Annotated in this window: 16 protein-coding genes; 8 read left to right on the top strand and 8 right to left on the bottom strand. The window is 70.3% G+C overall.

The window, feature by feature from the left end:
• Positions 1 to 26: 26 nt before the first annotated feature.
• Both pgm and ACFT9I_RS01780 read right to left on the bottom strand, forming a co-directional pair.
• On the bottom strand, positions 27 to 1,673 hold the full coding sequence (gene pgm / locus ACFT9I_RS01785) for a phosphoglucomutase (alpha-D-glucose-1,6-bisphosphate-dependent) (protein WP_382559307.1): 1,647 nt from the start codon (positions 1,671 to 1,673) through the stop codon (positions 27 to 29).
• A 61-nt stretch (positions 1,674 to 1,734) separates the two neighbouring features.
• On the bottom strand, positions 1,735 to 2,349 hold the full coding sequence (locus ACFT9I_RS01780; RefSeq protein ID WP_382559305.1) for a TetR/AcrR family transcriptional regulator: 615 nt from the start codon (positions 2,347 to 2,349) through the stop codon (positions 1,735 to 1,737).
• Between the two features lie 156 nt (positions 2,350 to 2,505).
• Here ACFT9I_RS01780 and ACFT9I_RS01775 point away from each other — a divergent pair, with 156 nt between their 5' ends.
• From ACFT9I_RS01775 to ACFT9I_RS01765, 3 genes are all read left to right on the top strand, one after another.
• Positions 2,506 to 3,000: an FBP domain-containing protein gene (locus ACFT9I_RS01775; protein ID WP_382559303.1), complete on the top strand. Its 495-nt coding sequence runs from the start codon at positions 2,506 to 2,508 to the stop codon at positions 2,998 to 3,000.
• A gap of 103 nt (positions 3,001 to 3,103) precedes the next feature.
• Positions 3,104 to 3,925, top strand: coding sequence for an HAD family hydrolase (locus ACFT9I_RS01770; protein ID WP_382559301.1), 822 nt, complete (start codon positions 3,104 to 3,106; stop codon positions 3,923 to 3,925).
• On the top strand, positions 3,922 to 6,276 hold the full coding sequence (locus tag ACFT9I_RS01765) for a glycoside hydrolase family 65 protein (protein WP_382559299.1): 2,355 nt from the start codon (positions 3,922 to 3,924) through the stop codon (positions 6,274 to 6,276). Before ACFT9I_RS01770 ends, ACFT9I_RS01765 begins: the two co-directional genes overlap by 4 nt.
• 72 nt (positions 6,277 to 6,348) lie before the next feature.
• On the opposite strand, the gene ACFT9I_RS01760 is transcribed toward ACFT9I_RS01765, so the two are convergent.
• The gene (locus tag ACFT9I_RS01760) at positions 6,349 to 6,828 is read right to left on the bottom strand and encodes an Lrp/AsnC family transcriptional regulator (RefSeq protein ID WP_382559297.1); all 480 of its coding nucleotides are present in this window, start codon (positions 6,826 to 6,828) and stop codon (positions 6,349 to 6,351) included.
• A gap of 166 nt (positions 6,829 to 6,994) precedes the next feature.
• Between ACFT9I_RS01760 and ACFT9I_RS01755 the strand changes: the two genes are divergently transcribed.
• The 4 genes from ACFT9I_RS01755 (at position 6,995) to ACFT9I_RS01740 (ending at position 11,935) form a co-directional block, all read left to right on the top strand.
• Positions 6,995 to 8,302 carry an amidohydrolase family protein gene (locus tag ACFT9I_RS01755; RefSeq protein WP_382559295.1) on the top strand — a complete coding sequence of 436 codons (1,308 nt, stop codon included), beginning with the start codon at positions 6,995 to 6,997 and terminating at the stop codon, positions 8,300 to 8,302.
• Complete coding sequence (locus ACFT9I_RS01750; RefSeq protein WP_382559293.1) at positions 8,286 to 9,767, top strand: APC family permease; 1,482 nt, start codon at positions 8,286 to 8,288, stop codon at positions 9,765 to 9,767. The genes ACFT9I_RS01755 and ACFT9I_RS01750 overlap by 17 nt, the downstream gene beginning before the upstream one ends.
• Positions 9,768 to 9,928: 161 nt before the next feature.
• Complete coding sequence (locus ACFT9I_RS01745) at positions 9,929 to 10,729, top strand: NPP1 family protein (protein WP_382559291.1); 801 nt, start codon at positions 9,929 to 9,931, stop codon at positions 10,727 to 10,729.
• Between the two features lie 249 nt (positions 10,730 to 10,978).
• Positions 10,979 to 11,935 carry a right-handed parallel beta-helix repeat-containing protein gene (locus tag ACFT9I_RS01740; protein WP_382559289.1) on the top strand — a complete coding sequence of 319 codons (957 nt, stop codon included), beginning with the start codon at positions 10,979 to 10,981 and terminating at the stop codon, positions 11,933 to 11,935.
• A gap of 93 nt (positions 11,936 to 12,028) precedes the next feature.
• Here the strand turns inward: ACFT9I_RS01740 and rox are convergent, their stop codons facing one another.
• The 4 genes from rox to ACFT9I_RS01720 all read right to left on the bottom strand — a co-directional run bounded on the left by rox (position 12,029) and on the right by ACFT9I_RS01720 (position 19,965).
• Positions 12,029 to 13,456: a rifampin monooxygenase gene (gene rox, locus ACFT9I_RS01735; protein ID WP_382559287.1), complete on the bottom strand. Its 1,428-nt coding sequence runs from the start codon at positions 13,454 to 13,456 to the stop codon at positions 12,029 to 12,031.
• Between the two features lie 208 nt (positions 13,457 to 13,664).
• The gene (locus ACFT9I_RS01730) at positions 13,665 to 14,981 is read right to left on the bottom strand and encodes an extracellular solute-binding protein (protein WP_382559285.1); all 1,317 of its coding nucleotides are present in this window, start codon (positions 14,979 to 14,981) and stop codon (positions 13,665 to 13,667) included.
• Entirely contained in the window at positions 14,978 to 15,943 is a 966-nt protein-coding gene (locus tag ACFT9I_RS01725) for a hypothetical protein (protein WP_382559283.1), read from the bottom strand. Before ACFT9I_RS01725 ends, ACFT9I_RS01730 begins: the two co-directional genes overlap by 4 nt.
• A gap of 173 nt (positions 15,944 to 16,116) precedes the next feature.
• Positions 16,117 to 19,965 carry a tetratricopeptide repeat protein gene (locus ACFT9I_RS01720; RefSeq protein WP_382559281.1) on the bottom strand — a complete coding sequence of 1,283 codons (3,849 nt, stop codon included), beginning with the start codon at positions 19,963 to 19,965 and terminating at the stop codon, positions 16,117 to 16,119.
• Positions 19,966 to 20,006: 41 nt separating this feature from the next.
• On the opposite strand from ACFT9I_RS01720, the gene ACFT9I_RS01715 reads away from it, so the two are divergent.
• Positions 20,007 to 20,372, top strand: a complete 366-nt coding sequence (locus ACFT9I_RS01715) for a trypco2 family protein (RefSeq protein ID WP_382559279.1) — start codon at positions 20,007 to 20,009, stop codon at positions 20,370 to 20,372.
• 75 nt (positions 20,373 to 20,447) lie between these two features.
• Here ACFT9I_RS01715 and ACFT9I_RS01710 read toward each other — a convergent pair whose 3' ends face one another.
• Positions 20,448 to 21,590, bottom strand: coding sequence for a type III polyketide synthase (locus tag ACFT9I_RS01710; RefSeq protein WP_382559277.1), 1,143 nt, complete (start codon positions 21,588 to 21,590; stop codon positions 20,448 to 20,450).
• Position 21,591: the final 1 nt, after the last annotated feature.

Genomic DNA, 21,591 nt, shown 5'->3' with positions numbered 1-21,591 from the left:
GGAGTTGACGCCCCGTCAGGGCCGCGTCAGCCCGCGGCCCGCAGCGCCGTCGACACCAGGGTCTTCGCCTCTTCCTGGACCTCGCTCAGATGCTCCGGGCCCCGGAAGCTCTCCGCGTACACCTTGTACACGTCCTCGGTGCCCGACGGCCGCGCGGCGAACCAGGCGCTGTCCGTGCACACCTTCAGGCCGCCGATCGCCGCGCCGTTGCCGGGGGCCTCGGTGAGGACCGCGGTGATCGGCTCGCCCGCCAGGGAGTCGGCGGTGACCTGGTCGGCGGAGAGCTTCGCGAGGACCGCCTTCTCCTGCCGGGTCGCGGGCGCGTCCACGCGGGCGTAGGCCGGGTCGCCGAAGCGGTCGGCGAGCGCCGCGTAGTGCTGGGACGGGGTGGAGCCCGTGACGGCGGTGATCTCGGAGGCCAGCAGCGCGAGCAGGATGCCGTCCTTGTCGGTGGTCCACACCCGTCCGTCGCGGCGCAGGAACGAAGCGCCTGCGGACTCCTCGCCGCCGAAGCCCAGACTGCCGTCGTACAGACCGTCGACGAACCACTTGAATCCCACCGGCACCTCCACGAGCGTGCGCCCGAGGTCGGCGGCGACCCGGTCGATCATCGAGGAGGAGACCAGCGTCTTGCCGATCCCGGTGCCGGCCGGCCAGCCGTCGCGGTGCGCGTAGAGGTACTGGATGGCCACGGCCAGATAGTGGTTGGGGTTCATCAGACCGCCGTCCGGCGTGACGATGCCGTGCCGGTCGGCGTCGGCGTCGTTGCCGGTCGCGATGGTGTACGTGTCGCGCTGCGCGATCAGCGAGGCCATCGCGTACGGCGACGAGCAGTCCATCCGGATCTTGCCGTCCCAGTCCAGCGTCATGAACCGCCAGGTCGGGTCGGCGAGCGGGTTCACCACCGTGAGGTCGAGCCGGTGCCGTTCGGCGATCCGGCCCCAGTACCCGACCGAGGCGCCGCCGAGCGGGTCCGCGCCGATCCGGATCCCGGCGTCGCGCACCGCGTCCAGATTCAGGACCGACGGCAGGTCGTCCACGTACCGGGTCAGGAAGTCGTGCCGCCCCGTGGTGTCGGCGGCCAGCGCCCGCGTGTACGGGATCCGGCGGACCTCCTTGAGGCCCGCCTCGATCAGGGCGTTGGCGCGGTCCTGGATCCAGGAGGTGGCGTCCGATCCGGCGGGACCGCCGTTGGGCGGGTTGTACTTGAACCCGCCGTCGGCCGGCGGGTTGTGCGACGGCGTGACCACGATGCCGTCGGCGAGGCCGGTGGCGCGGTCCTGGTTGTACGTCAGGATCGCGTGCGAGACGGCCGGGGTGGGTGTGTAGCCGTCGTCCGAGTCGATCAGGACGGTGGCGCCGTTGGCGGCCAGCACCTCCAGCGCGGTGACCCGGGCCGGCTCGGACAGGGCGTGCGTGTCGGCGCCCAGGAACACCGGCCCGTCGGTGCCCTGGCGGGTCCGGTAGTCGCAGATGGCCTGGGTGGTGGCGGCGATGTGGTCCTCGTTGAACGCCGCCACGAGGGCGGAGCCGCGGTGCCCCGACGTACCGAAGGTGACCCGTTGCGCGGGCTCGGCCGGATCCGGGTGCAGCGCGTAATAGGCCGTCACCAGCCGCGCCACGTCCACCAGATCTCCGGGCTGCGCCTGCTGCCCGGCCCTGTCGTGCACCATCGGCGAACTCCAATCGTGTCGGTCGGCCGCCGCCCGGGGCGTCGAGCCCGAGGTCCTGGCGCTACGTAACCCTATGAGGTGAGGCCGCGCCAGTGGGCGCCGCGGTCCCCGCGCGCGGCCAGTGCTCCAGCAGGACATGGAGCGCTTCGACGGTCCGCTCCCAGGACGCCCGTACGTCGCGGTCGGCCGCGAATCCGCCGTTGGCCTCCAGTGTGCTGAAGCCGTGGAAGGTGCTGCGCAGCAGCCGTACGGCGTCGGTCAGGTCCGGCTCCGTCAGGCCGTACGCCCGGAGCATCCCGTACGTCATCTCGATGGTGCGCACATATGACGGGGGAGTGGCCGCGATCGCTGGGTCGATGGGGGTCTGCGTGGCCGCGTACAGGCCGGGGCGCTCCAGCGCGAACGCCCGGTACGCGTCGGCGAACGCGACGAGCGAGTCCTTGCCGGCCCGGCCCGCCACCGCGGTGGCGACGCGTTCGGCGAACTCGTCCACCGCCAGCAGCGCGATCCTTGTCCGCAGGTCCGCCGCGTTCTTGAGATGGGCGTAGAGGCTGGCGTCCTTCACGTCGAAGCGCCGGGCGAGCGCGGCCATCGTGACGTTCTCGAAGCCCACCTCGTCCGCGAGGACGCCCGCCGCCTCGGTCAGCCGGTCGACCGTCAGTCGTTCGCGCGCCATGGGCGCCACCTCCTGTGCTCGGCCGGTGCTCGGCGTGGTGCGACGCGGTTCGGCGTGGTTCGGCGTGGTTCGACGGGGCTCCATCCCAGCATACCGAGCTGCCTAGGGGAAATAATTGTTTGCCTAATACGATTAGGCACTGTTAGCTTCGGAATCATGAAAGCCGTGACCGAGCAGGACATCCGTACGTCGTTCGTCAATTGCTCCAAGGGAGAGGCGGCGCGACTTCCGCTGCCGCGCGACCTCGCCGAGCGCCCCTGGGAAGACCTGGACTTCCTGGGCTGGCTCGACCTCTCGGCGCCCGACCGCGGCTATCTCGTCACCGAAAGGGACGGCGCGCTCGTCGGTGTGACGCTGCGTTATCCGTCGCGACGGCGCGGGTTTCTGCACCGCAGCATGTGCTCCCTCTGTCTGACCACCCACCCGGGCAGCGGTGTGTCGCTGATGACCGCGCGCAAGAGCGGCAGGGCGGGCCGCGACGGGAACTCGATCGGGCTGTACATGTGCACCGACCTCGCCTGCTCCCTCTACGTACGCGGAAAGAAGGCCGCGGCGCCCGGGGGACGTATGGAGGAGAGCCTGACCGTGGAGCAGCAGATCGAGCGCACGAGGGCGAACCTCTTCGGCTTCCTCGACCAGCTCGCTCCCTGACGGGCGGGCCGGTCGCCCAGACGGCCGAACGGCCAGGTCGCGCCGGGTCGGCCGCCCTACGATTGCCGGGAAAGCAGCCCTCTTCCACGGAGCAGGTGCGCGCATGACGAAACTCGGCCTCCCGGACAGCATCCAGGTCTGCCTGTTCGACCTCGACGGTGTCATCACCAGGACGGCCGTCGTGCACGCGGCGGCCTGGAAGGAGACGTTCGACGCGTTCCTGCGGGAGCGCGCGGGCGGGGGCGGGGGCGACGACGGCGAACTCCGCCCGTTCGACGCCGTCGCGGACTACAACCAGTTCGTCGACGGGCTTCCCCGCGCCGACGGCGTGCGGGCGTTTCTCGCCTCGCGCGGGATCAAGATCCCCGAAGGCGCGCCGGACGATCCGCCCGACCGGGCCACCGTCCAGGGCCTCGGCACCCGCAAGAACGACCTGCTGCTGAAGAGGATCAAGGCCGGCGGCGTCGAGGCGTACGAGGGTTCGCTGCGCTACATCCGGGCGGTCCGGGCGAGTGGACTGCGTACCGCCGTCGTCTCCTCCAGCACCAACTGCCGCGACATCCTCCGGGCCATCGACGCCGAAGCCCTCTTCGACACCCGCGTCGACGGCGTCGTGGCGGCGGAGCGAGGACTGCCCGGCAAGCCCGACCCCGCCCCCTTCCTCGCGGCGGCGGACGACCTGGGCATCGAGGCGTCGGCAGCCGCCGTGTTCGAGGACGCGCTCGCGGGCATGGAGGCGGGCCGCGCCGGACACTTCGGGTACGTCGTCGGCGTCGACCGGGTCGGCCAGGCCGACGCGCTGCGGGCCCACGGCGCGGACACCGTCGTCACCGACCTGGCAGACCTCGCCGATCCCGGCGAACTCGCCCGCCCCGCCGGCCGCGCGGACCGCGCCGACCCCTCCGACCAGGAGCCGCAGGCATGATCACCGACTCGATGTACGCCGTGGAGCCCTGGTCCCTGCGGGAGACGGAACTCAACCTCGACGTCCTGCCGCAGAGCGAATCGGTCTTCGCGCTCTCCAACGGCCACGTCGGCTGGCGCGGCAACCTCGACGAGGGCGAACCGCACGGCCTGCCGGGCTCGTACCTCAACGGCGTCCACGAACTGCACCCCCTGCCCTACGCCGAGGCCGGCTACGGCTACCCGGAGTCCGGCCAGACCGTCATCAACGTCACCAACGGCAAGATCATCCGACTGCTGGTCGACGACGAGCCGTTCGACCTGCGCTACGGGCAGCTGCGCTCCCACGAGCGTGTGCTCGACCTGCGTGCCGGCGTGCTGCGCCGCACCTGTGAGTGGACGTCACCGGCAGGCAGCACCGTACGGGTGCGCTCCACCCGGCTCGTGTCCTTCACCCAGCGAGCCATCGCCGCCATCTCCTACGAGGTCGAGGCGGTCGACTCCGAGGTGCGCATCGTGATCCAGTCGGAGCTGGTGGCCAACGAGCAACTGCCCGACGCCGCGACCGATCCCCGCGCCGCCGTCGCGCTGGAGGCGCCGCTCCAGGCGGAGGAGACCTTCGCGTCGGGAAACCGGCTGCGGCTGGTGCACTCCACACGCCGCAGCTGTCTGCGCGTCGGCGCGGCGGCGGACCATGTCGTGTCCGGACCCGAGTCGACCACGACGGAGTGCGAGTCCGACGACGACATCGCACGGCTGACCGTCACCTCCGTCCTGGCGCCCGGCAAGAGCCTGCGGCTCGACAAGCTCGTGGCGTACGGGTGGTCGAGCACCCGGTCGCTGCCCGCGGTCAGTGACCAGGTGGACGCCGCTCTGGCGGGCGCGGCGAGCGTCGGCTGGAAGGGGCTCGCCGACGAACAGCGCGCGTACCTCGACGACTTCTGGAGGTGCGGCGACGTGGAGGTGGAGGGTGACGAGCAGATCCAGCAGGCCGTACGCTTCGCCCTCTTCCACGTTCTGCAGGCCGGCGCCCGGGCCGAGCAACGAGGCATCCCCGCCAAGGGGTTGACCGGCTCCGGCTACAACGGACACGCCTTCTGGGACACCGAGGCGTTCGTCCTGCCGCTGCTCACCTACACCTCGCCCGACGCGGTGTCGCAAGCGCTGCGCTGGCGCCAGAGCACCCTGCCGGCCGCGCGTGAGCGGGCCGAGCAACTCGGGCTGGGCGGGGCGGCGTTCCCCTGGCGGACCATCGAGGGCTCGGAATGCTCGGCCTACTGGCCGGCCGGCGCCGCCGCCTTCCATGTGAACGCCGGTATCGCCGACGCCGTGGTGGGCTACCTGTCCGCCACGGAGGACGAGGAGTTCGAGCGCGAGTGCGCCGTCGAACTGCTGGTGGAGACAGCGCGGTTGTGGCGGTCCCTCGGTCACCACGACCACCACGGCGCCTTCCACATCGACGGCGTCACCGGCCCCGACGAGTACAGCGCCGTCGTGGACGACAACACGTACACGAACCTGATGGCCCGGACGAATCTGCTGGCGGCGGCCGACATCGTGGAGCGCCACCCCGACCGGGCGGCCCAACTCGGCGTCGACGACGAGGAGAGCGCCACCTGGCGGGACGCCGCCGAAGCCATGCACATCCCCTACAACGACGAGTTGCGGGTGCACGAGCAGGACAACGGGTTCACCGGGCACCAGCAGTGGGACTTCGAGGGCACCCGGCCCGACCAGTACCCGCTCCTGCTCCACTTCCCCTACTTCGACATCTACCGCAAGCAGGTCGTCAAACAGGCGGATCTGGTCCTGGCGATGTTCAAGTGCGGCTCGTACTTCGACGCCGACCACAAGTCGCGCAACTTCGCCTACTACGAAGCCATCACCGTCCGCGACTCGTCGCTGTCGGCCTGCTGCCAGGCGGTCATCGCGGTGGAGACGGGACACCTGCGCCTCGCCTACGACTATCTGACCGAGGCGGCGCAGATGGATCTGGAGGACCTGGAGCACAACACGCGCGACGGCCTCCACATCGCCTCGCTCGCGGGCACCTGGACGGCTCTCGTGGCCGGCTTCGGCGGAATGCGGCACCACGGGGACCGGCTGGACTTCTCGCCCCGGCTGCCCGAGCAGATCAGCCGGCTCGCCTTCACGATGCAGTTCCGGGGCCGCCATCTGCGGGTCGAGATCACCCCGACGACCGCCACGTACACCCTCCCCACCGGTGACCCGCTGAAGATCCACCACTACGGCGACGTCGTCACCGTCCACGGGGGAGTCACCGAGGCCCGCGCCATCCCGGCCGTCATCGCCCCGCCGACGCCGGACTATCCGCCGGGGCGCCGGCCCAACGCGGCCGGGCACCGACACTGACGTGACCGACGGGGGGCGAGCGGGCCCGGCCGGGCGGGGGCCGTCCCGTTCGGCCCGGTCGGACCGTGCGGCTCAGCCCGTGAAGTCCGGCGCGTAGACCCACTTCGTGGTCTCCGCGATCAGCGTCACGTCCGTGGACAGCACCCCCGTGATCGACCTGATCGACGCGATCAGGTCGATCAGGTGCGCGTCGTCCCGCGCCATCACCTCCACCATGAGGTCGTACGCGCCCATGCCTGTCACCACGTAGTACGCCTCGTCCAGCTTCGACACGCTCGCAGCGACGCTCCGCGTCCGTGAGTCGCACCGGATGCCCACCATCGCCGAGCGGTGGAGGCCGTGCGTGCCCGGGTGGGTCATGGTGCCCACCGCGACGATCCGCTCCGCGATCAGCCGGTTGAGCCGCTGGCGCGTCGCCGCGTGCGACAGGCCCACCGTCCGTGCCAGTTCCGCGACCGGCGTGCGCCCGTCCGCCTGGAGGATGCGGACCAGGGTCCGGTCCGTCTCGTCCAGGTCCGCGGGCCGCAGGCCGCTGAATTGTCCGTGTCGCACAGTGCTCCTCGGGTCCTCTGGGGCGGGACCTCCGGGAGGTCTCGACACCCCGTCTTCGTCGCGCGTACCCATCACTTTCATCAGGAGATTACTCGACAGGACTCATTGACACCATATTGATCGTGCACCTAGCTTCTAGCCATCACTTTGACGGTAGAGGTGCTCCATGACAACGAAAATACATGCTCTCCATGCATCCACACTGATCGACGGAACGGGTGCCGATCCGATCGACAACGCCGTTCTCGTGATCACCGACGGCGTCATCACCGCCGTCGGCACCGAGACCGAGGTGACGGTGCCCGGCACGGCGGAACACGTCGATCTCCACGACGCGACCCTGATCCCGGGCCTCATCGACTGCCACACCCACCTCGGCGGCACACAGAGTTCCGACTTCACCCAGTGGGTCATCGAGGACGACCTCCAGCAGGCCGTCGAGTCGACCGTCCAGATGCGCGAGCTGATGGTCCACGGCGTCACCACCATCCGGGACATCTCCCGCAACGGACTGCGCCTCAAGCGCGCCGTCAACGCCGGGCGGCTGCCCGGACCCCGGATCGTGGCCTGCGGCCCCGGCATCTCACGTACCGGCGGCCACGGCGACGCGCACAACCTGCACTGCGACCTGGTGCAGCGCAGCCACCCCTGGGCCCTGCTCGCCGACGGCCCCGAGGAGATCCGCAAGACCGTCCGGCTGCTGAACCGCATGGGCTCGGACGCCGTGAAGATCTGGGCCACCGGCGGCGGCATGTGGGACAAGGAGCTGGAGACCGACCAGCACTTCGACCTCGACGAGCTTCGCGCGGTCGTACGGGAGGCGCGTATGGTCGGCGCCCCCGTCCTCGCGCACGCCGAGTCCCTCGCCGCCACCAAGGACTGTCTGCGGGCCGGGGTCGCGACACTGGAACACGGCGAGGAACTGGACGAGGAGTGCATCGAGATGATGCGCGACCAGGGCGTCGTCCACGTACCGACGCTTCAGCTGTTCCTCGGCCCGTGGTTCGACCACTACCCGCCGCCGCCGCGTCAGGGCCTGGAGGACTACCGGGGCGAGACGATGGTCGAGAAGGAGAAGAACCGCGTGGCCGACAACTTCAACGCCTCCCGCACGGCGGGTGTGCGCATCGCCGTGGGCAGCGACAGCTTCTCCAGCGAGACCGTCCCCTTCGGGGTCTCGACCCTCACCGAGGTCAGGACGATGATCGAGACGGGCATGCCGCCCATGGACGCCCTCGTCGCCGCCACCCTCAACGGCGCACGCGCGCTCCGCGTCGACGACGTCACGGGCTCACTGACCGTCGGCAAGAGCGCGGACGTCCTCGCGCTCGGGCTGAACCCGCTCGACACCCCGAAGGCGTACGGCCGGGAGCACATCGTCCGCGTCCAGCGCGGCACCCAGGTCTGGGTCGACCGGGCGGAGACAAGAACAGAGCTGCCGGACCGGGAGGACCGTCATGGCGAAGTCGTCTGACACGCGTGCCGAGGGGCAGGGCACGGGCCCCGGCGCCGAGCCGCGGCCGGTCCGTCTCGCCAACGCCGGGCTGACCACCAAGGACCTCGTCTTCTTCGTCGTCGCGGCCGCCGCGCCCCTCACGGTCATGGCCGGCGTGGTGCCGCTCGCGATCCGCACGGGCGGCGAGTCTGCCGCGTACGGCTACATCGTGCCCGGCGCGATCCTGCTGCTCTTCGCCGCCGGGTTCACCGCGATGAGCCCGATGATCAAGAACGCGGGCGCCTTCTACTCGTACATCGCCCGAGGTCTCGGCCGTCCGCTCGGCATCGGCTCCGCGCTGGTCGCGCTCGTCGCCTACAACGCGATGGCCGTCTGTCTGCTGGCGGGCTTCGCCTACTACACGGCGAACACCTTCTCCTCGCTGTTCGGCCTGGACGTCCCCTGGCAGCTCATCGCGGTGGTCGGCACGGCGGCGGTCGCGTTCCTCGGCTACTCCAAGGTCACCCTCGGCGCCCGGGTGCTCGGCATCGCCCTCGGGCTCGAACTCCTCGTCCTCGTCATCTACGAGGTGTTCGTGCTGGTGAAGGGCGGCGCGAGCGGCCCGACGGTGAGCGTCTTCGCACCGAGCCTGGTCACCCATGACGGCTTCGGAGCGCTGCTGGTCCTGACGGCAGGCGGCTTCATCGGCTTCGAGGCGACGGCGCTGTACGCGGAGGAGGTCCGCGACCCGGCGCGTACGATCCCGCGCGCCACCTACATCGCCATCGGCTTCCTCGCGGTCTTCTACACCTTCTCCGTGTGGTGCGTGTTCGTCGCGTACGGCTCCGACGGGGCGGTCGCGTTCGCCGGCGGTGACGACGTGGCCAACATGACCTTCGCCTCGATCACCCACTACGTCGGCGCCTGGGCCTCCGACTTCGGCCAGATCCTGCTCTGTACGAGCGCCTTCGCCGCCGCCCTCGCCTTCCACAACGCGGCGTCCCGCTACTTCTTCGCGCTCGGCCGGCAGCGCGTCCTGCCGACCGCGTTCGGCAGGATCCACCGGCGGTCCGGCGCACCGGTCGGCGGCACGGTCGCGCAGACCGTCGTCAACGCCGTGGTCCTCGGCCTGGCGATGATCCTCGGCGCCGACCCGTACCTCGTGGTCTTCCTCTGGTCGGCCGCGCCCGGGGTGCTCGGCATCCTCGCGCTCGAAGCGCTCACCGCGCTCGCGGTGGTCTGCTTCTTCGCGAAGAACCTCCGTGGTCACTCGCCCTGGCGCGTACTGGTGGCACCCGCCGTCGCCGCCGTCGGTCTGGTGGTGCTCGTGTGGCTCTCGGTCTCCCAGCTCGACCTCCTCACGGCCGCCGGCTCCGCCGTCAACTGGTCGCTGCTGCTGCCGCTTCCGGTGCTCTTCCTGGTGGGAGTGGCGATGGCGTTGCGTATCCGCCGCCGGGACCCGGTGCTCTACGAGTCGCTCGGCACGGAGGATGTCGAGGGCTGATGTACAGGCTTCCGACGCACCTCGTTCATTGCCGCTGATCCCCAACTCCAGGCAGACTCTGCGTGTTCAGTGGCCGCCACGCGCACGACATGGTTGACATGCGTGCCGTGGACGGCCCGGCCCAGCCCGCCCCCACAGCGGGTTCGACCAGGAGGACGCAGTTGAAGAAGAGTCGGCCCTCGGCCAAGCGAACGGGCTCGTCGCGGCGGCTCGTGAGGATCTCCCTCACGAGTCTCGTCGGAGCCGTAGCACTGGTGGTGGCCTCCCCGGCCATCGCCCACGCCGATCCCCCAAGGGCACTCCCCGGCAACGCCAACGGGCAGGAGCGGTCGTTCCAGCCCGCCTACGACTACGACCGTGACGGCTGCTACGCCAGCCCGGCCATCGGCCCCGACGGCACCATAGCCCCGGGGCTGGGAATGGGCGGCGACGTCAACGGCAACTGCCGTGACCTGTCCGACCTGGAGAACACCAACAGCTACTCGCGCGAGAAGTGCAACAACGGGTGGTGCGCGATCATGTACGCGTCCTACTTCGAGAAGGACCAGGTGTCACTCGGCGGCGGCAGCGCCGGGCACCGCCACGACTGGGAGCACATCGTGGTGTGGGTGAAGGACAACAACGTCGAGTACGTGTCGACCTCCGCCCACGGCGGGTTCCAGATCCACAACCGGTCCCAGATCCAGTTCGACGGCAGCCACGCCAAGGTCGTCTACCACAAGGACGGCGGCAGCACGCACGCCTTCCGTGCCGCGAGCACGGGTGACGAGCCGCCGGAGAACCACAAGGGAACGTGGCAGTATCCGACGCTCGTCGGCTGGGAGGGCTACCCCGCCGGTCTGCGCGACAAGCTGAGCGGGGCCGACTTCGGCAGCGCGACGCTCGGTATCAAGGACAGCACCTTCAACTCGCACCTCTCCAAGGCCAAGCCGGGCGGCATCCCGTTCGACCCGAACGCCTGACGGGCGGTGGCGGGGCGGCGTCTCTCGGGGCGCCGCCCCGTTCGCATGTCCGGACGGCCCGCACGCGACGATCACGTCCAGCCGTCGGGGGAGCGTGCCGGGGTGCAGTGGTGGGCTGAAGTTCCGCTATTGGTACGGACCTTGACGCCGTTCGTTGGTGTCCCTACGGTGGCCAATCAGCTCCAGTGTTCACAAGCTCGTCCCCTGTTCGCATATGAGACCCCACACTCCCGCAGGAAGGCGCTTGCGATGCGTGCTCGAAGGCTGCTCCCCACCCTCCTCGCCGTTGCCACGACGGCCGGCGTGCTCTCCATGACCGCCACCCCGGCCCACGCGGCGGTCATCAACGTGAAGACCGCCGCCGAACTGAAGACGGCGCTCACCACCGTCCGCCCCGGCGACACGATCCAGCTCGCCGACGGCAACTACACCGGAAACTTCAAGGCACTGGTCGCCGCCACCGCCAACTCCCGTATCACGCTCGCCGGTTCGGAGAAGGCCGTCCTCAACGCGGGCGGCGGGTACGTACTGCACCTCAACGGCGCCTCGTACTGGACCGTCAAGGGTATCACCCTCACCGGCGCCCAGAAGGGGATCATGGCCGACACGGCCGACGGCGTCGTCATCGACTCCGTCGTTGTGCACAACCTGGACATGGAGGGCATCCACTTCCGGAAGACCAGCCGCGACGGAGTCGTCAAGAACTCGCGGATCTACGACACCGGCAACGACGGCCGGGGCATGGGCGAGGGCGTCTACGTCGGCTCCGCCGGCGGCACCTCCGACAAGAGCGACAACGCGCAGATCCTCAACAACACCATCGGTCCCGATGTCGGCGGCGAAGCCATCGACATCAAGGAGGGCACCACCGGCGCGAAGATCATCGGCAACACCTTCGACGGCCGGGGGCTGACCGGCGCCAACTTCGACGACTCCTGGGTCGATGTGAAGGGCAACAACACCCTCGTCGAGAACAACACCGGGAAGAACACCACCAACAACGGCTTCGAGACCCACACCCAGCAGTCGGGCTGGGGCTGCGGCACGATCTTCCGCGGCAACAAGTCGGACCTGAACGGTGCCACCGGCGACAAGCAGCTCGCGATCAACGTCACTGCCGACACCGCCAGTTGCCGCACCACCGTGCACTCCAACAACACCGTCACCGGCGGCCGCGGCCTGACGAACATCGCCATCACCCCCTGACCGGCGGCGGCCGATCCACCCTCGACCGCCGGACGGGCTGTCCCCCCTCGCCACTCGTCCGGCGGTCGAGCCTGTCGAGCCGGCGCCGCGCGCTCAACTCACCGCGGCGCCGAACCACGTGGGCAGCCGGTCCACGAGATCCGCCTGGTCGTCGCCGACCCACGCCACATGGCCGTCCGGCCGCAACAGCACGGCGGGCACGTCCAGTTCCTCGCTGACGTCCACCACGTGGTCGACCCGGTCGGCCCAGCCCGCCACCGAAAGCCGGCCGGTCTGGTCGAGCAGCAGGCCGCGGCCGCCGTGCGTCAGCTCGTACAGGCGCCCCCGCTTCAGCGTCACGTCCCGCAGCCGCCGGCCGAGCAGGTCGTGCCCGTCGCCGAAGTCGTAACGGACCCTGATCGCGATGATCTTCTCGATCAGATACCGGCTCACCTCCTCGAAGTCCATCAGTTCCGACACCAGCCGGCGCACGGCCCGAGGACCCGGCTCGGTGGACATCAGCTCCATCTGCGCGCGGGTGTTGCTCAGCACGTCGGCGGCCACCGGGTGCCGTTCGGCGGCGTAACTGTCGAGCAGCCCCTCCGGCGCCCAGCCGCCCACCTCGGCGGCCAGCTTCCAGCCGAGGTTGAACGCGTCCTGGATACCGAGGTTGAGGCCCTGCCCGCCCGTCGGTGGATGGATGTGCGCCGCGTCGCCGGCCAGCAGCACGCGGCCGGACCGGTAGCGCTCGGCCTGCCGGGTGGCGTCGCCGAAACGGGACAGCCAGCGCGGCGAGTGCACGCCGAAGTCGGTACCGGCGGTCGCCCGCATCTGCTGCTTGAACTCCTCGAAGGCCGGCGGGACCGAGCGGTCCTCGGCCACCGTCGCGGCGGGCACGACGACGCGGTGCACCCCGTCCCCGAGGGGCATGGCGCCGAACCGCAGCTGCGTCTTGTGGACTTCGGCCATCACGGCGGTCATCGTCTCCTGCGACTCGGCCACCGCCATCTCGCCCAGCAGGGTGTCGACTCTGCTGGGCTCACCGGGGAAGCCGATGCCGAGCAGTTTGCGCACCGTGCTGCGGCCGCCGTCGCAGCCGACGACATAGCGCGAACGCAGCCGCGTGCCGTCGGCCAGCTCGACGCTCACCCCTTCGTCGTCCTGACTCAGCCCGACCAGCTCGCGGCCCCGCCGGATCTCGACGCCCAGCTCGGTGGCGTGCTCGTTCAGCAGCCGCTCGGTGACCGGCTGCGGGATGCTGAGGACGTACGGATGCGAGGTGTCCAGCCGGCCCGGCGCCGGCTTGCGGATACCGGCGAAGAACCCACCGAGCGGGTACTGCCGGCCGAGTGCGAGGAACCGCTCCAGCAGCCCGCGCTGGTCCATCACCTCGATGCTGCGCGCGTGCAGACCGAGCGCGCGGACCACCCTGGTCGGCTCCGCCTCCTTCTCCAGCACGAGCGTCCGTACGCCGTGCAGCCGCAACTCGGCGGCCAGTATCAAGCCGGTCGGTCCGCCGCCGGCCACGATCACGTCAAACACAGAGAACCCCCATGTATCGCCAATGGCATGCAGAAGCACACAGAAACCGTGAATCGAAGATTTCGGTATGTTCCGGTGCCTCGGCCGGCAATTCTGCGGCACGACGGGGGTCTTGCCGCAAGCCCCCGGGTGCGCTATATGTTGAGAGTGGCAAGGAGCGAGTGCGCTCCTTGCCTTTCGTGTTTCCCGAAGATCCGCCGGACACCCCCTAGCCCCCGGGCACCCCGCCGGGTGGCTCCTCGCACAGGTCGTCCAGTACGAACGCCCCCGCCCTCCTCTGCAGCAGCCGCTCCGCCTCCAGTTGGCCCAGCAGATCGTCGAGCGCCACGGTGTCCTGCGGTTTCTCCAGGAATTGCAGTACGGCCCGCTGGAAAGCACCCCGCAGCGTCGACGGCATGGCGTCCGACGCGTCGAAGCAGATCTGATCCGCGTTGTTGAACATGCGCAGCACGGCCGCCGAGGCACCGGTCGGGGCCGACGTACCCGCCGTTCCCGTTATGCCCGCCGCGCCGGACGGGAAGTACGGCCGTTCCCCCGGATCCGCCGCCTCGACCCAGTCGGCCTGGGCCCGCGGCGAGGTGAGTTCCAGCAGCAGCTCCCATGCCGCGTCGCTCGGTTTGAACACCGCGGCCATGTCGCCCGAGACCTCGAACACGTTCCGGTCCGCCGGCAGACCCGCGACGAAGTTGGCCGTCGGGGCCGGTGTCACGTCGAGACCGTAGTGGCGGCGGATGAACGAACCCTGGTGCTCGCGGGTGCAGTCCTTCCCGTTCAACAGCCCGTACCTGCCCGCGCCCAAACTCTCGAAGTGCCTGGTGAGCGAGTTGAGACCGTTCGCCGTGCCGTCGGTGGCGAGCACGGCGGCCCACTCCTGCCAGGCCTCCTTCACGGGCCCTCTGTCCCACGCCTGATTTCCGGTGGCCCACTTCTCGTACACCTCGTACCCGTGCCGTTGCAGCAGCAGGTCCTCGATCCAGTCCGTGCCCGGCCACCCGGACGTCGCACCCGATGCCATGCCCAGACACCACACCGCCTCCTCGGCGTCCGCCTGCTCCTCGCCCGCCTTGCTCCACACGATGGACTTGAGGTCCACCCGTACGGGAACCCAGTACGCGTGCACGTCCGCGTCCCCGTCGTTGTCCGTGACGGGGAAGCGCGGCGCCCACGGCCCGATCGCCTCGTTCTCCACGTCCGGCGGCAACGGTTGCGCGTCCCCGTCGAGCGCGTACTCGGCCAGTTCGCCCGTGCCGTTGAGGATCGCCACGTCGGGCGGGGCGTCCGTCCGCAGCTGCGCGACCAGCGTCTCGCGCAGCGAGCGCGTGCCCTCGTACACGTAATGCCGGCCCGTCCGCTCTCCTATCTTCGCGAGCGCCGCCTTGAACGGAATCTCCTCGCCGTCCGTCCACGGACCGAGGACCACCAGCGTCGGCTTCTCCTCGGCCGCGCACCCGGCCGACACGACGGCCGCCCCGGCGAGCAGGACGCCGGCCAGCACCGAGCGGAAGAGACCGTACGGTGCCTTCACGACGTCCTCCAGAGGATCTGCAAGTGCCTGCGGCCGTAGTGGAACAGCGTGAAGCCGGACGCCACCGCGCCCACCGCACCGACCGCCAGGGCGACTTCGGCGGCCAGCGCCCACCTGCCCGGATGCGTACCGCGCAGGTCGACGGCCAGTCGCTCGTCCAGATCCTCGATCGTCGGATCGGCCTTCACCGTCGCACTCACCGTAAGCAACTCGGCGCCCGCCCGCCGCACTTCCAGCTGCGCCCGATGCTGACCGACCGCGCCGAGCACCAGCACGCCGAGGACCAGCAGCACCGGCAGCGCGCACAGCGCCAGCACCAGGCTGAGCACATGCAACTGGGCGTGGATGAAGTCCAGCGCGCCGACGACGACGAACACGAAGACCAGCACGGCTAGCAGCGCGCCCGCCGCCGTCACGGCGGACAGCGCGCTCCAGCCGGAAAGCTCCGACGCGTCCTTGTTCAACTCGCCTTCGAGGGCCGCGATGCGGTTGAGCACGGCCATGGGCTCGTCGGGCGTGCCGACGTCGTGCAGCAGACTCGCCGCGTAGTCCAGCCCCGCCGTGCGCAGTGCCTCGCTCTCGTGGTGGCTGTCGGCCCAGCCGATCCAGTCGTCGTAGGCCACCACCAGCCCGGACACCACACGGACCTCCTGCTCCTGGTCGGTGCGCAGGGCCTCGGTCTGTGCCGCGTTGTTGAGGCTCTGCGACGCCTCGGTCAGCAGGGACGGATACCTCTCGCCGAGCCCGACGAGATCGGTCTGGAGCAGCGGATCCCTGCCGTTCTCGCCGAGCCGCAGGGTGGCCTCGTTGTGCGCGAGGGCCAACGACGTTCTGGCATGGGCCAGTTCGACCATGGCGGGGGCGTAGCGCTCCCGCAGTTGCCGCGTACGGTCGTGGAGGTCGAGGTACGCCGTCCCGGCGAGCGCCAGGACGGTCAGGGCGAGCGCCGGCAGCAGCAGCATGCGGCTGAACAGGAACGGGGCGGTGTGCCGTCGCCTGTCCGTCCGGGACCTGCGCCCGGAGGACCGGTCCCACAGCGGCCGCCCCACCGAACGCCACACGGCACGCCCGGCCGACCGCAGGGCCCTCCGGGGGGACCGGAGTGACGCGGGAACGGCGAACCGGGGGCGGCCCATCACCGCTCCCCGGCGCCGGCGTCCGCCGCCGACGGCTCCGTCGCCCGGCCCCGCAGCCGACCGGGTAGCCAGCCGCGCAACCGACCCTGGCGCTGCTCGCCCCTGCTGTGGCCGAACGCGAACGGACGGGTCCGGTACGCGTTGTCGAGCAGGGCCCTCTCCAGTTTCCTGTGCTCATCCAGGGTGGTGCGCGGCACCTGCTCGGAGAGCCGCTCATAACCGGCACCCAGCTGTTTCCGCAGGGTGTGCTCCGTGTCGGGAATCGCGATCTCCTGGTCCAGCGCTTCGCGGAGCGCGCGCAGCGGATCCGGCACCGGGGGAGCGGTGACCAGCCGGAGCAACAGCTCCAACAGATCGGTGCGCAGGCGGTCCTGGGCCTGACGGTCTGTCAGTCCCTCGTATCTGGTGAGCCGGTGCAGCGCCTCGCACGCCTTCCTGGCGGCGTCCACGGTCGGCGGCCCACCGTCGGCAGGCAGGTCCGCGTGGATCCGCGCCATGCCCGTGCGGGCGGCGGTGCGATGCCGCGAGTCGGCGGGGACGGCGTCGAGCCGGTCGAGGGCGAGCTGGGTGTCGCCGTCGGCCAGATGGATACGGGCGAGGCCGAAGGCGGCGCTGCCGAGCGCGTGGTTGCGCTTCCACACCGCGCTGTAGAAGACCATCGCGTCCTGCTGGTGGCCGAGGACCTCGTGGCAGTAGCCGAGGGCCAGCTTGGGCGCGTACTCGCCGGGAATCGCCGCGTAGACCTGGTCGAAGGACCGCAGTGCCGACTCCATGTCGTTTCCGGCGAGATGAAGCAGCCCCTGGTGCCAGCGCAGTCGCCAGTCGTACTCGGCCAGGGTGCCGACGGCGACCTCGGCAAGCTCCAACTCGCCCGTGGCCGACTCCAGATGCTTGTCCGCCTCGGCCGGCTGGTAACGGCCCACCTCCAGATGGAGGCGGCAGCGCAGGAGCGCCAGTTCGGGGGAGGGCCCCCAGCCGGCGCTGAGCTGGAGCAGACCGGCCGGATCGTCGTACGACGTGCGCTGCAACTCCTTCCAGTTCAGGTCCCGCTCACTCACCTTGGGTACGGGCAGACCCACGGCCACCTCGGCCGGTTCCGGCGGCCGTATGGTCAGCGGACGCTTGTCGGTGCCGCCGTGCCGCCACTGTTCGAGCGGCGGCGCCTTGCCGAGTTCGCCGTCGAGCGCGGCGGGCGCGGCCGAGAACAGCAGTGACGGCTGGAACGTCTCCTCGTCGCGCCGTAGCGAGCGCAACTCGCGCAGCACGCCTCGGAGCTGGTCGGACATCTCCTGCGCGTCGGCGAACCGGTCCTCCGGGCGCCGGGCCAGGGCCCGGTCCAGGACGCGCTGGAGCGAGGTCGTACCGAGGTCGACCGGGGGTGCGGGAACCCGGTCGAGCAATTCCTGGAGGACGGCCCCGACCGCGTACAGATCGGCCGCGACCGTCACCTTGGTGGAGGTGCCGATCTCGGGGGCCGGAAAGGTGACCGGGCCCGCGTGGCCGATCTGGCGGACGCCCGCGACATCGATGAGTTTGATGCCGTTGCCGCAGTGGATGACGTTGGTGAGGGACAGGTCACCGTAGACGAACTCCTCGTCCTTGTGGAGATATCTCAGCGCGTCCAGGATCTCCAGTCCGTAGACGGCGATGAACTCGTGGACGCGGTAGCCGTCGAACGGCGCCGCGTTCTGCTCGATCTGTTCGGCGACCCACTTCAGGGGAGCCCCGTCGGCGAACTCCATCACGATGAACCGGGCGTTGTTCGCGGGGTGTTCGGGCTGCTCGGGGTGGCCGGGATGCGGGGCGTAGTTGAACACCTTGATGATCGAAGGGTGGTTGAGACCGACCAGCCGGAGCAGTTCGAGCCGGGAGATCTGCCGGTCGGTCTGGTCGGCGGGATCCCGTACGCCCTTCAGGGCCACCGCACGGCCCTCCAGCATCTGGTCACGGGCGAGATACACCTGGCCGTAACTCCCCTCGCCGAGCAGTCCCACGACCTTGTACTGCTGGTGCAGCACCTGGCCGCCCACGAGACCGGACTCCGGCTCCGTCGGTGTCTCCGGCTCGGGCTCCACGAACGCGTCGGGATCCTTGACCCTGATGTGCGGCAGATCGGTGAGTTTGTCACCGGGCGGGAGCACGACGTACTCGCCCGGTGAATTCGGCCGGTCGAGGTGCTGTACGGCGGAACCCGTCCGCTGGACCGCCTCCTCGACGGCGACATCGAGCAGGAACAACTCGTACGCGAGAGCGGCACTCTTGCGCGGGACCTCACCGTCCGTCCGTAACTCGGCCAGCCGCGAAGCCAGTTGGCGGTGCTGCGGCGGGGGCGCTTCGGTGCCGCCCCGGTCACCCGAGTGCGCGTACAGCCTGCGGAACCTCTTCTCCAGCGCGGCGAGCACCGCGAGCCGCGCTCCCACGGCCGTCGTGCGGCGCTCGGCCCACGCGTCGTCGAGCAGCGTGTCCACGACGCGTTCGAGAAGCGGCGACCGAGGGTCGCGGAAGACGAGCAGCAACCGGGTCAGCTTGCTCGCCCGCAAGGCCCTGAGCAGCGGCAGTGTCGCCTCGCCGGTCGGAGCGGCCTTGTCGACCGAGAGGAAGGCGGCGGAGATCGGTGGACCGTCCCCGGCGATCCGCGCCAGTACGCGGTCGTGCTCGTCCGGTCCCCCGCGCTCGTGGGTTCCGGGGGCTCCGGAGGGACCCACCAGACCGATGCGCTCGGCGGTGAACGCGATCAGCTCTCCGGCTGTCTGGTCCTTCGCGTCCACGGCCAGGTCGATCGAACCGACGGGCGGTCCGCCGGCGTTGCGCGGGCCGGCCCGGCGCGGATTGCGCTCGCGGTCGGCGAGATTGAGCGTGGCGTGGATCGCCGAGATGTCGTCGTGACGGCCCTCGCGGGCGAAGACCAGCTCCACCGGCTCCGTGGCCGCGCGCCTGCCGGACACCGAGGCGGCCCCGGACACCGGATTCGAGACCGGGGCATGGGCCGCCGTGCCCGTCTCCGGAGCCGCGTCGATGAGCCAGTTGGTCACCTTGCGGCGGAGCCCGAGAGCGCGGTTCGAATCACTTCTGGGCGGATCGCGCGGAATGGTGCGCGACAGGGCGCTGCGCCCCGTCACCTTCACCTCGTCACGCTGATCGGCCGGCAGGGACCGCAGAACGGACAGATGCCCCACGATCGTGTCGGTCGGGATCATGTAGGTGTGGCTGACGTGGCCTCGGACGTTCTCGAACTGGTACGCCATGATGCCGATGACCGCGCCCGAGCGGGTGTGGACCACGCCGCTGCCGCTGAAGCCGCGGCGTGGTGCGAACGACCCGATGTCCCGGTCGAGTTGGATCCACTCGGGATCACGCCCGGGGCCGCCCCAGCTCCTGAGCCGGGCGTTGACGTCCTGGCCGCCGGGTAACTCGGTCGTGTAGCCGACGGAGTGCACCAGCTCGTCGCGCGCCGGGATCTGGAGATGCAGCACAGCGGGCTCCACGGGTGGCGCGGAGGCCAGCCGTAGGAGGGCGATGTCGCCGCTGTACTGGGCGGTCAGTGGTCTGAGGTGGTCGGCCAGTACCTCGGCGCGCAACCGCACGGGCGGGTTCGCGCGGGTGCCGGGGAACTCCGCGTACAACGGCTCGACGGGCCGGGGCGGATCGTCGGGCCGGCCGGCTCCCCGCGAACCGTCCGTCCGGCTGCCGGACTTGGACAGCACCACGTGGGCGCAGGTGAGCACCAGCCCACCCGGGAGCAGCACGCCCGCGCCCAGCGGTGCGCCGCTGCCCTCCCCCTTGACCAGCCGGACGCGCCAAGAGGCGTCCTGCGGGGTGGGGTTGGAAGTGCCTTCGGGCTCCCTCATACTGCTCAACAATAGCCACGGGGGGTGACAATCGACCCCCGTTGCGTAACGAGAGGGTGGGGATGGGCGCGGGTGACGGACGTGGTGGACGTGGCGGGCCCGACGGTGCGGAGACGGCCGGTCTCGCCGAGGTGATCGGCCGGATTCGCGAGGAGCTGGAGGAGGCGCAGCACGACGGCAGGGAGAGCAGGCTCCAGTTCCGGGTGGAGCGGGTGAACGTCGAATTCTCCGTGCAGGTACGGCGCGAGGGCACCGGCAAGGGCGGTCTGAACATCGGCGTCGTCACGGCCGAGGCGGGCGGGACGGCGGCGCGCGAGAACATGCACCGCATCGAGATCGAGCTGATGCCGCACGACAGGGACGAGCCCCCGGAGGGGCAGGGCTTCAGCATCGGCGGCGAGGAGTAGCACGCCGGACGGGCTGCGGGGCCCGGCGCGCCGGAAGGGTGTCGAGCCCGCCCGGCGCCCCAGCACGCGCCCCGATCAGCCGACCGCGTCGGAGCCGGCCATGTCGGAGCCGGCCATCAGGACCGGCGTCGGGAGGATCACTTCCCGTTCGATCTGTCCGCTCTCCTGGCCGCCCACCGACCAAGTGCCGAGGGAGAGTTCGGCCGTGATGCCGGGACCGAAGCCGGCGATCACCCCGCGCGCGCCGTGCTCGGCGCCGCCGTCCTCGAAGAAGCGGTCCAGCGCGTCGAAGATGACGGCGCTCGCGATGTTGCCGCGCTCGGTGAGGGTCGCCCGGCTGTAGCGGACCATCTCCGCCGGTACGTCGAGATAGTGGCAGAGGTCGTCCAGGATCCTGGGTCCGCCGGCGTGCACGATGTAGAAGTCCAGTCCGGAGACGTCCCAGTCGTGCGGCTCGGCCATCTCCCGCATGGCGGGGGCCAGTACGGACATGGTGCCGGGCACCCGCTTGTCGAGCATGAAGTGGAACCCGGTGTCACGGACCGCGTAGGAGATCCAGTCCTCCGTGTCGGGCACCAGATGGGAACCGTTGCGCTCCAGCTGTACGCCGGTGCCTCCCTGGCCGCGTACCACCGCGGCGGCGACGGCGTCCCCGAAGAGGCCGTTGGAGAGCAGATTGCCCACCGCGAGGTCCGTCGGCTGATAGCACAGCGAGCAGAACTCGCAGGCCACGATCAGCACGTTCGCCTGCGGATACGCCGAACAGAAGTCGTGCGCCCGGTTGATGGCCGCACCGCCGGCCGCGCAGCCCAGCTGGGCGATCGGCAGCTGCCGGGTCCCCGATCCGAAGCCCATGGTGTTGATGAGCCACGCGGTCATCGAGGGCATCATGAAGCCGGTGCACGACACGTAGACGATCATGTCGATGTCCTGCGGCGCCAGTTCGGCGTGGGCGAGGGCCCGCTCCACGACCTCGGGCACCCTGGCCTTCGCCTCCACCTCGTAGGCGTCGTTACGGGCGGTGAAGCCCGGGTGCCGAAGGGTCTCCTCGATGGGTCGCACCAGACGTCTCGTGCGGACACCGGTGTTGCTGATCAGCCGCACGGCGAGTTCCAGCTGCGGGTGATCGGGGTGGAGCGTGCGCGCCAGCTCCACGGTCTGTTCCAGCGTGATGACGTGCTCGGGGACGGCGATGGCGGGCCTGCACAGAGTTGCCATG

It is taken from the genome of Streptomyces sp. NPDC057137, assembly GCF_042670825.1.
Taxonomy (GTDB): Bacteria; Actinomycetota; Actinomycetes; order Streptomycetales; family Streptomycetaceae; genus Streptomyces.
The sequence above is the reverse complement of the archived record's forward strand: the minus strand, read 5'-3'. Positions and strand labels throughout refer to the sequence as shown.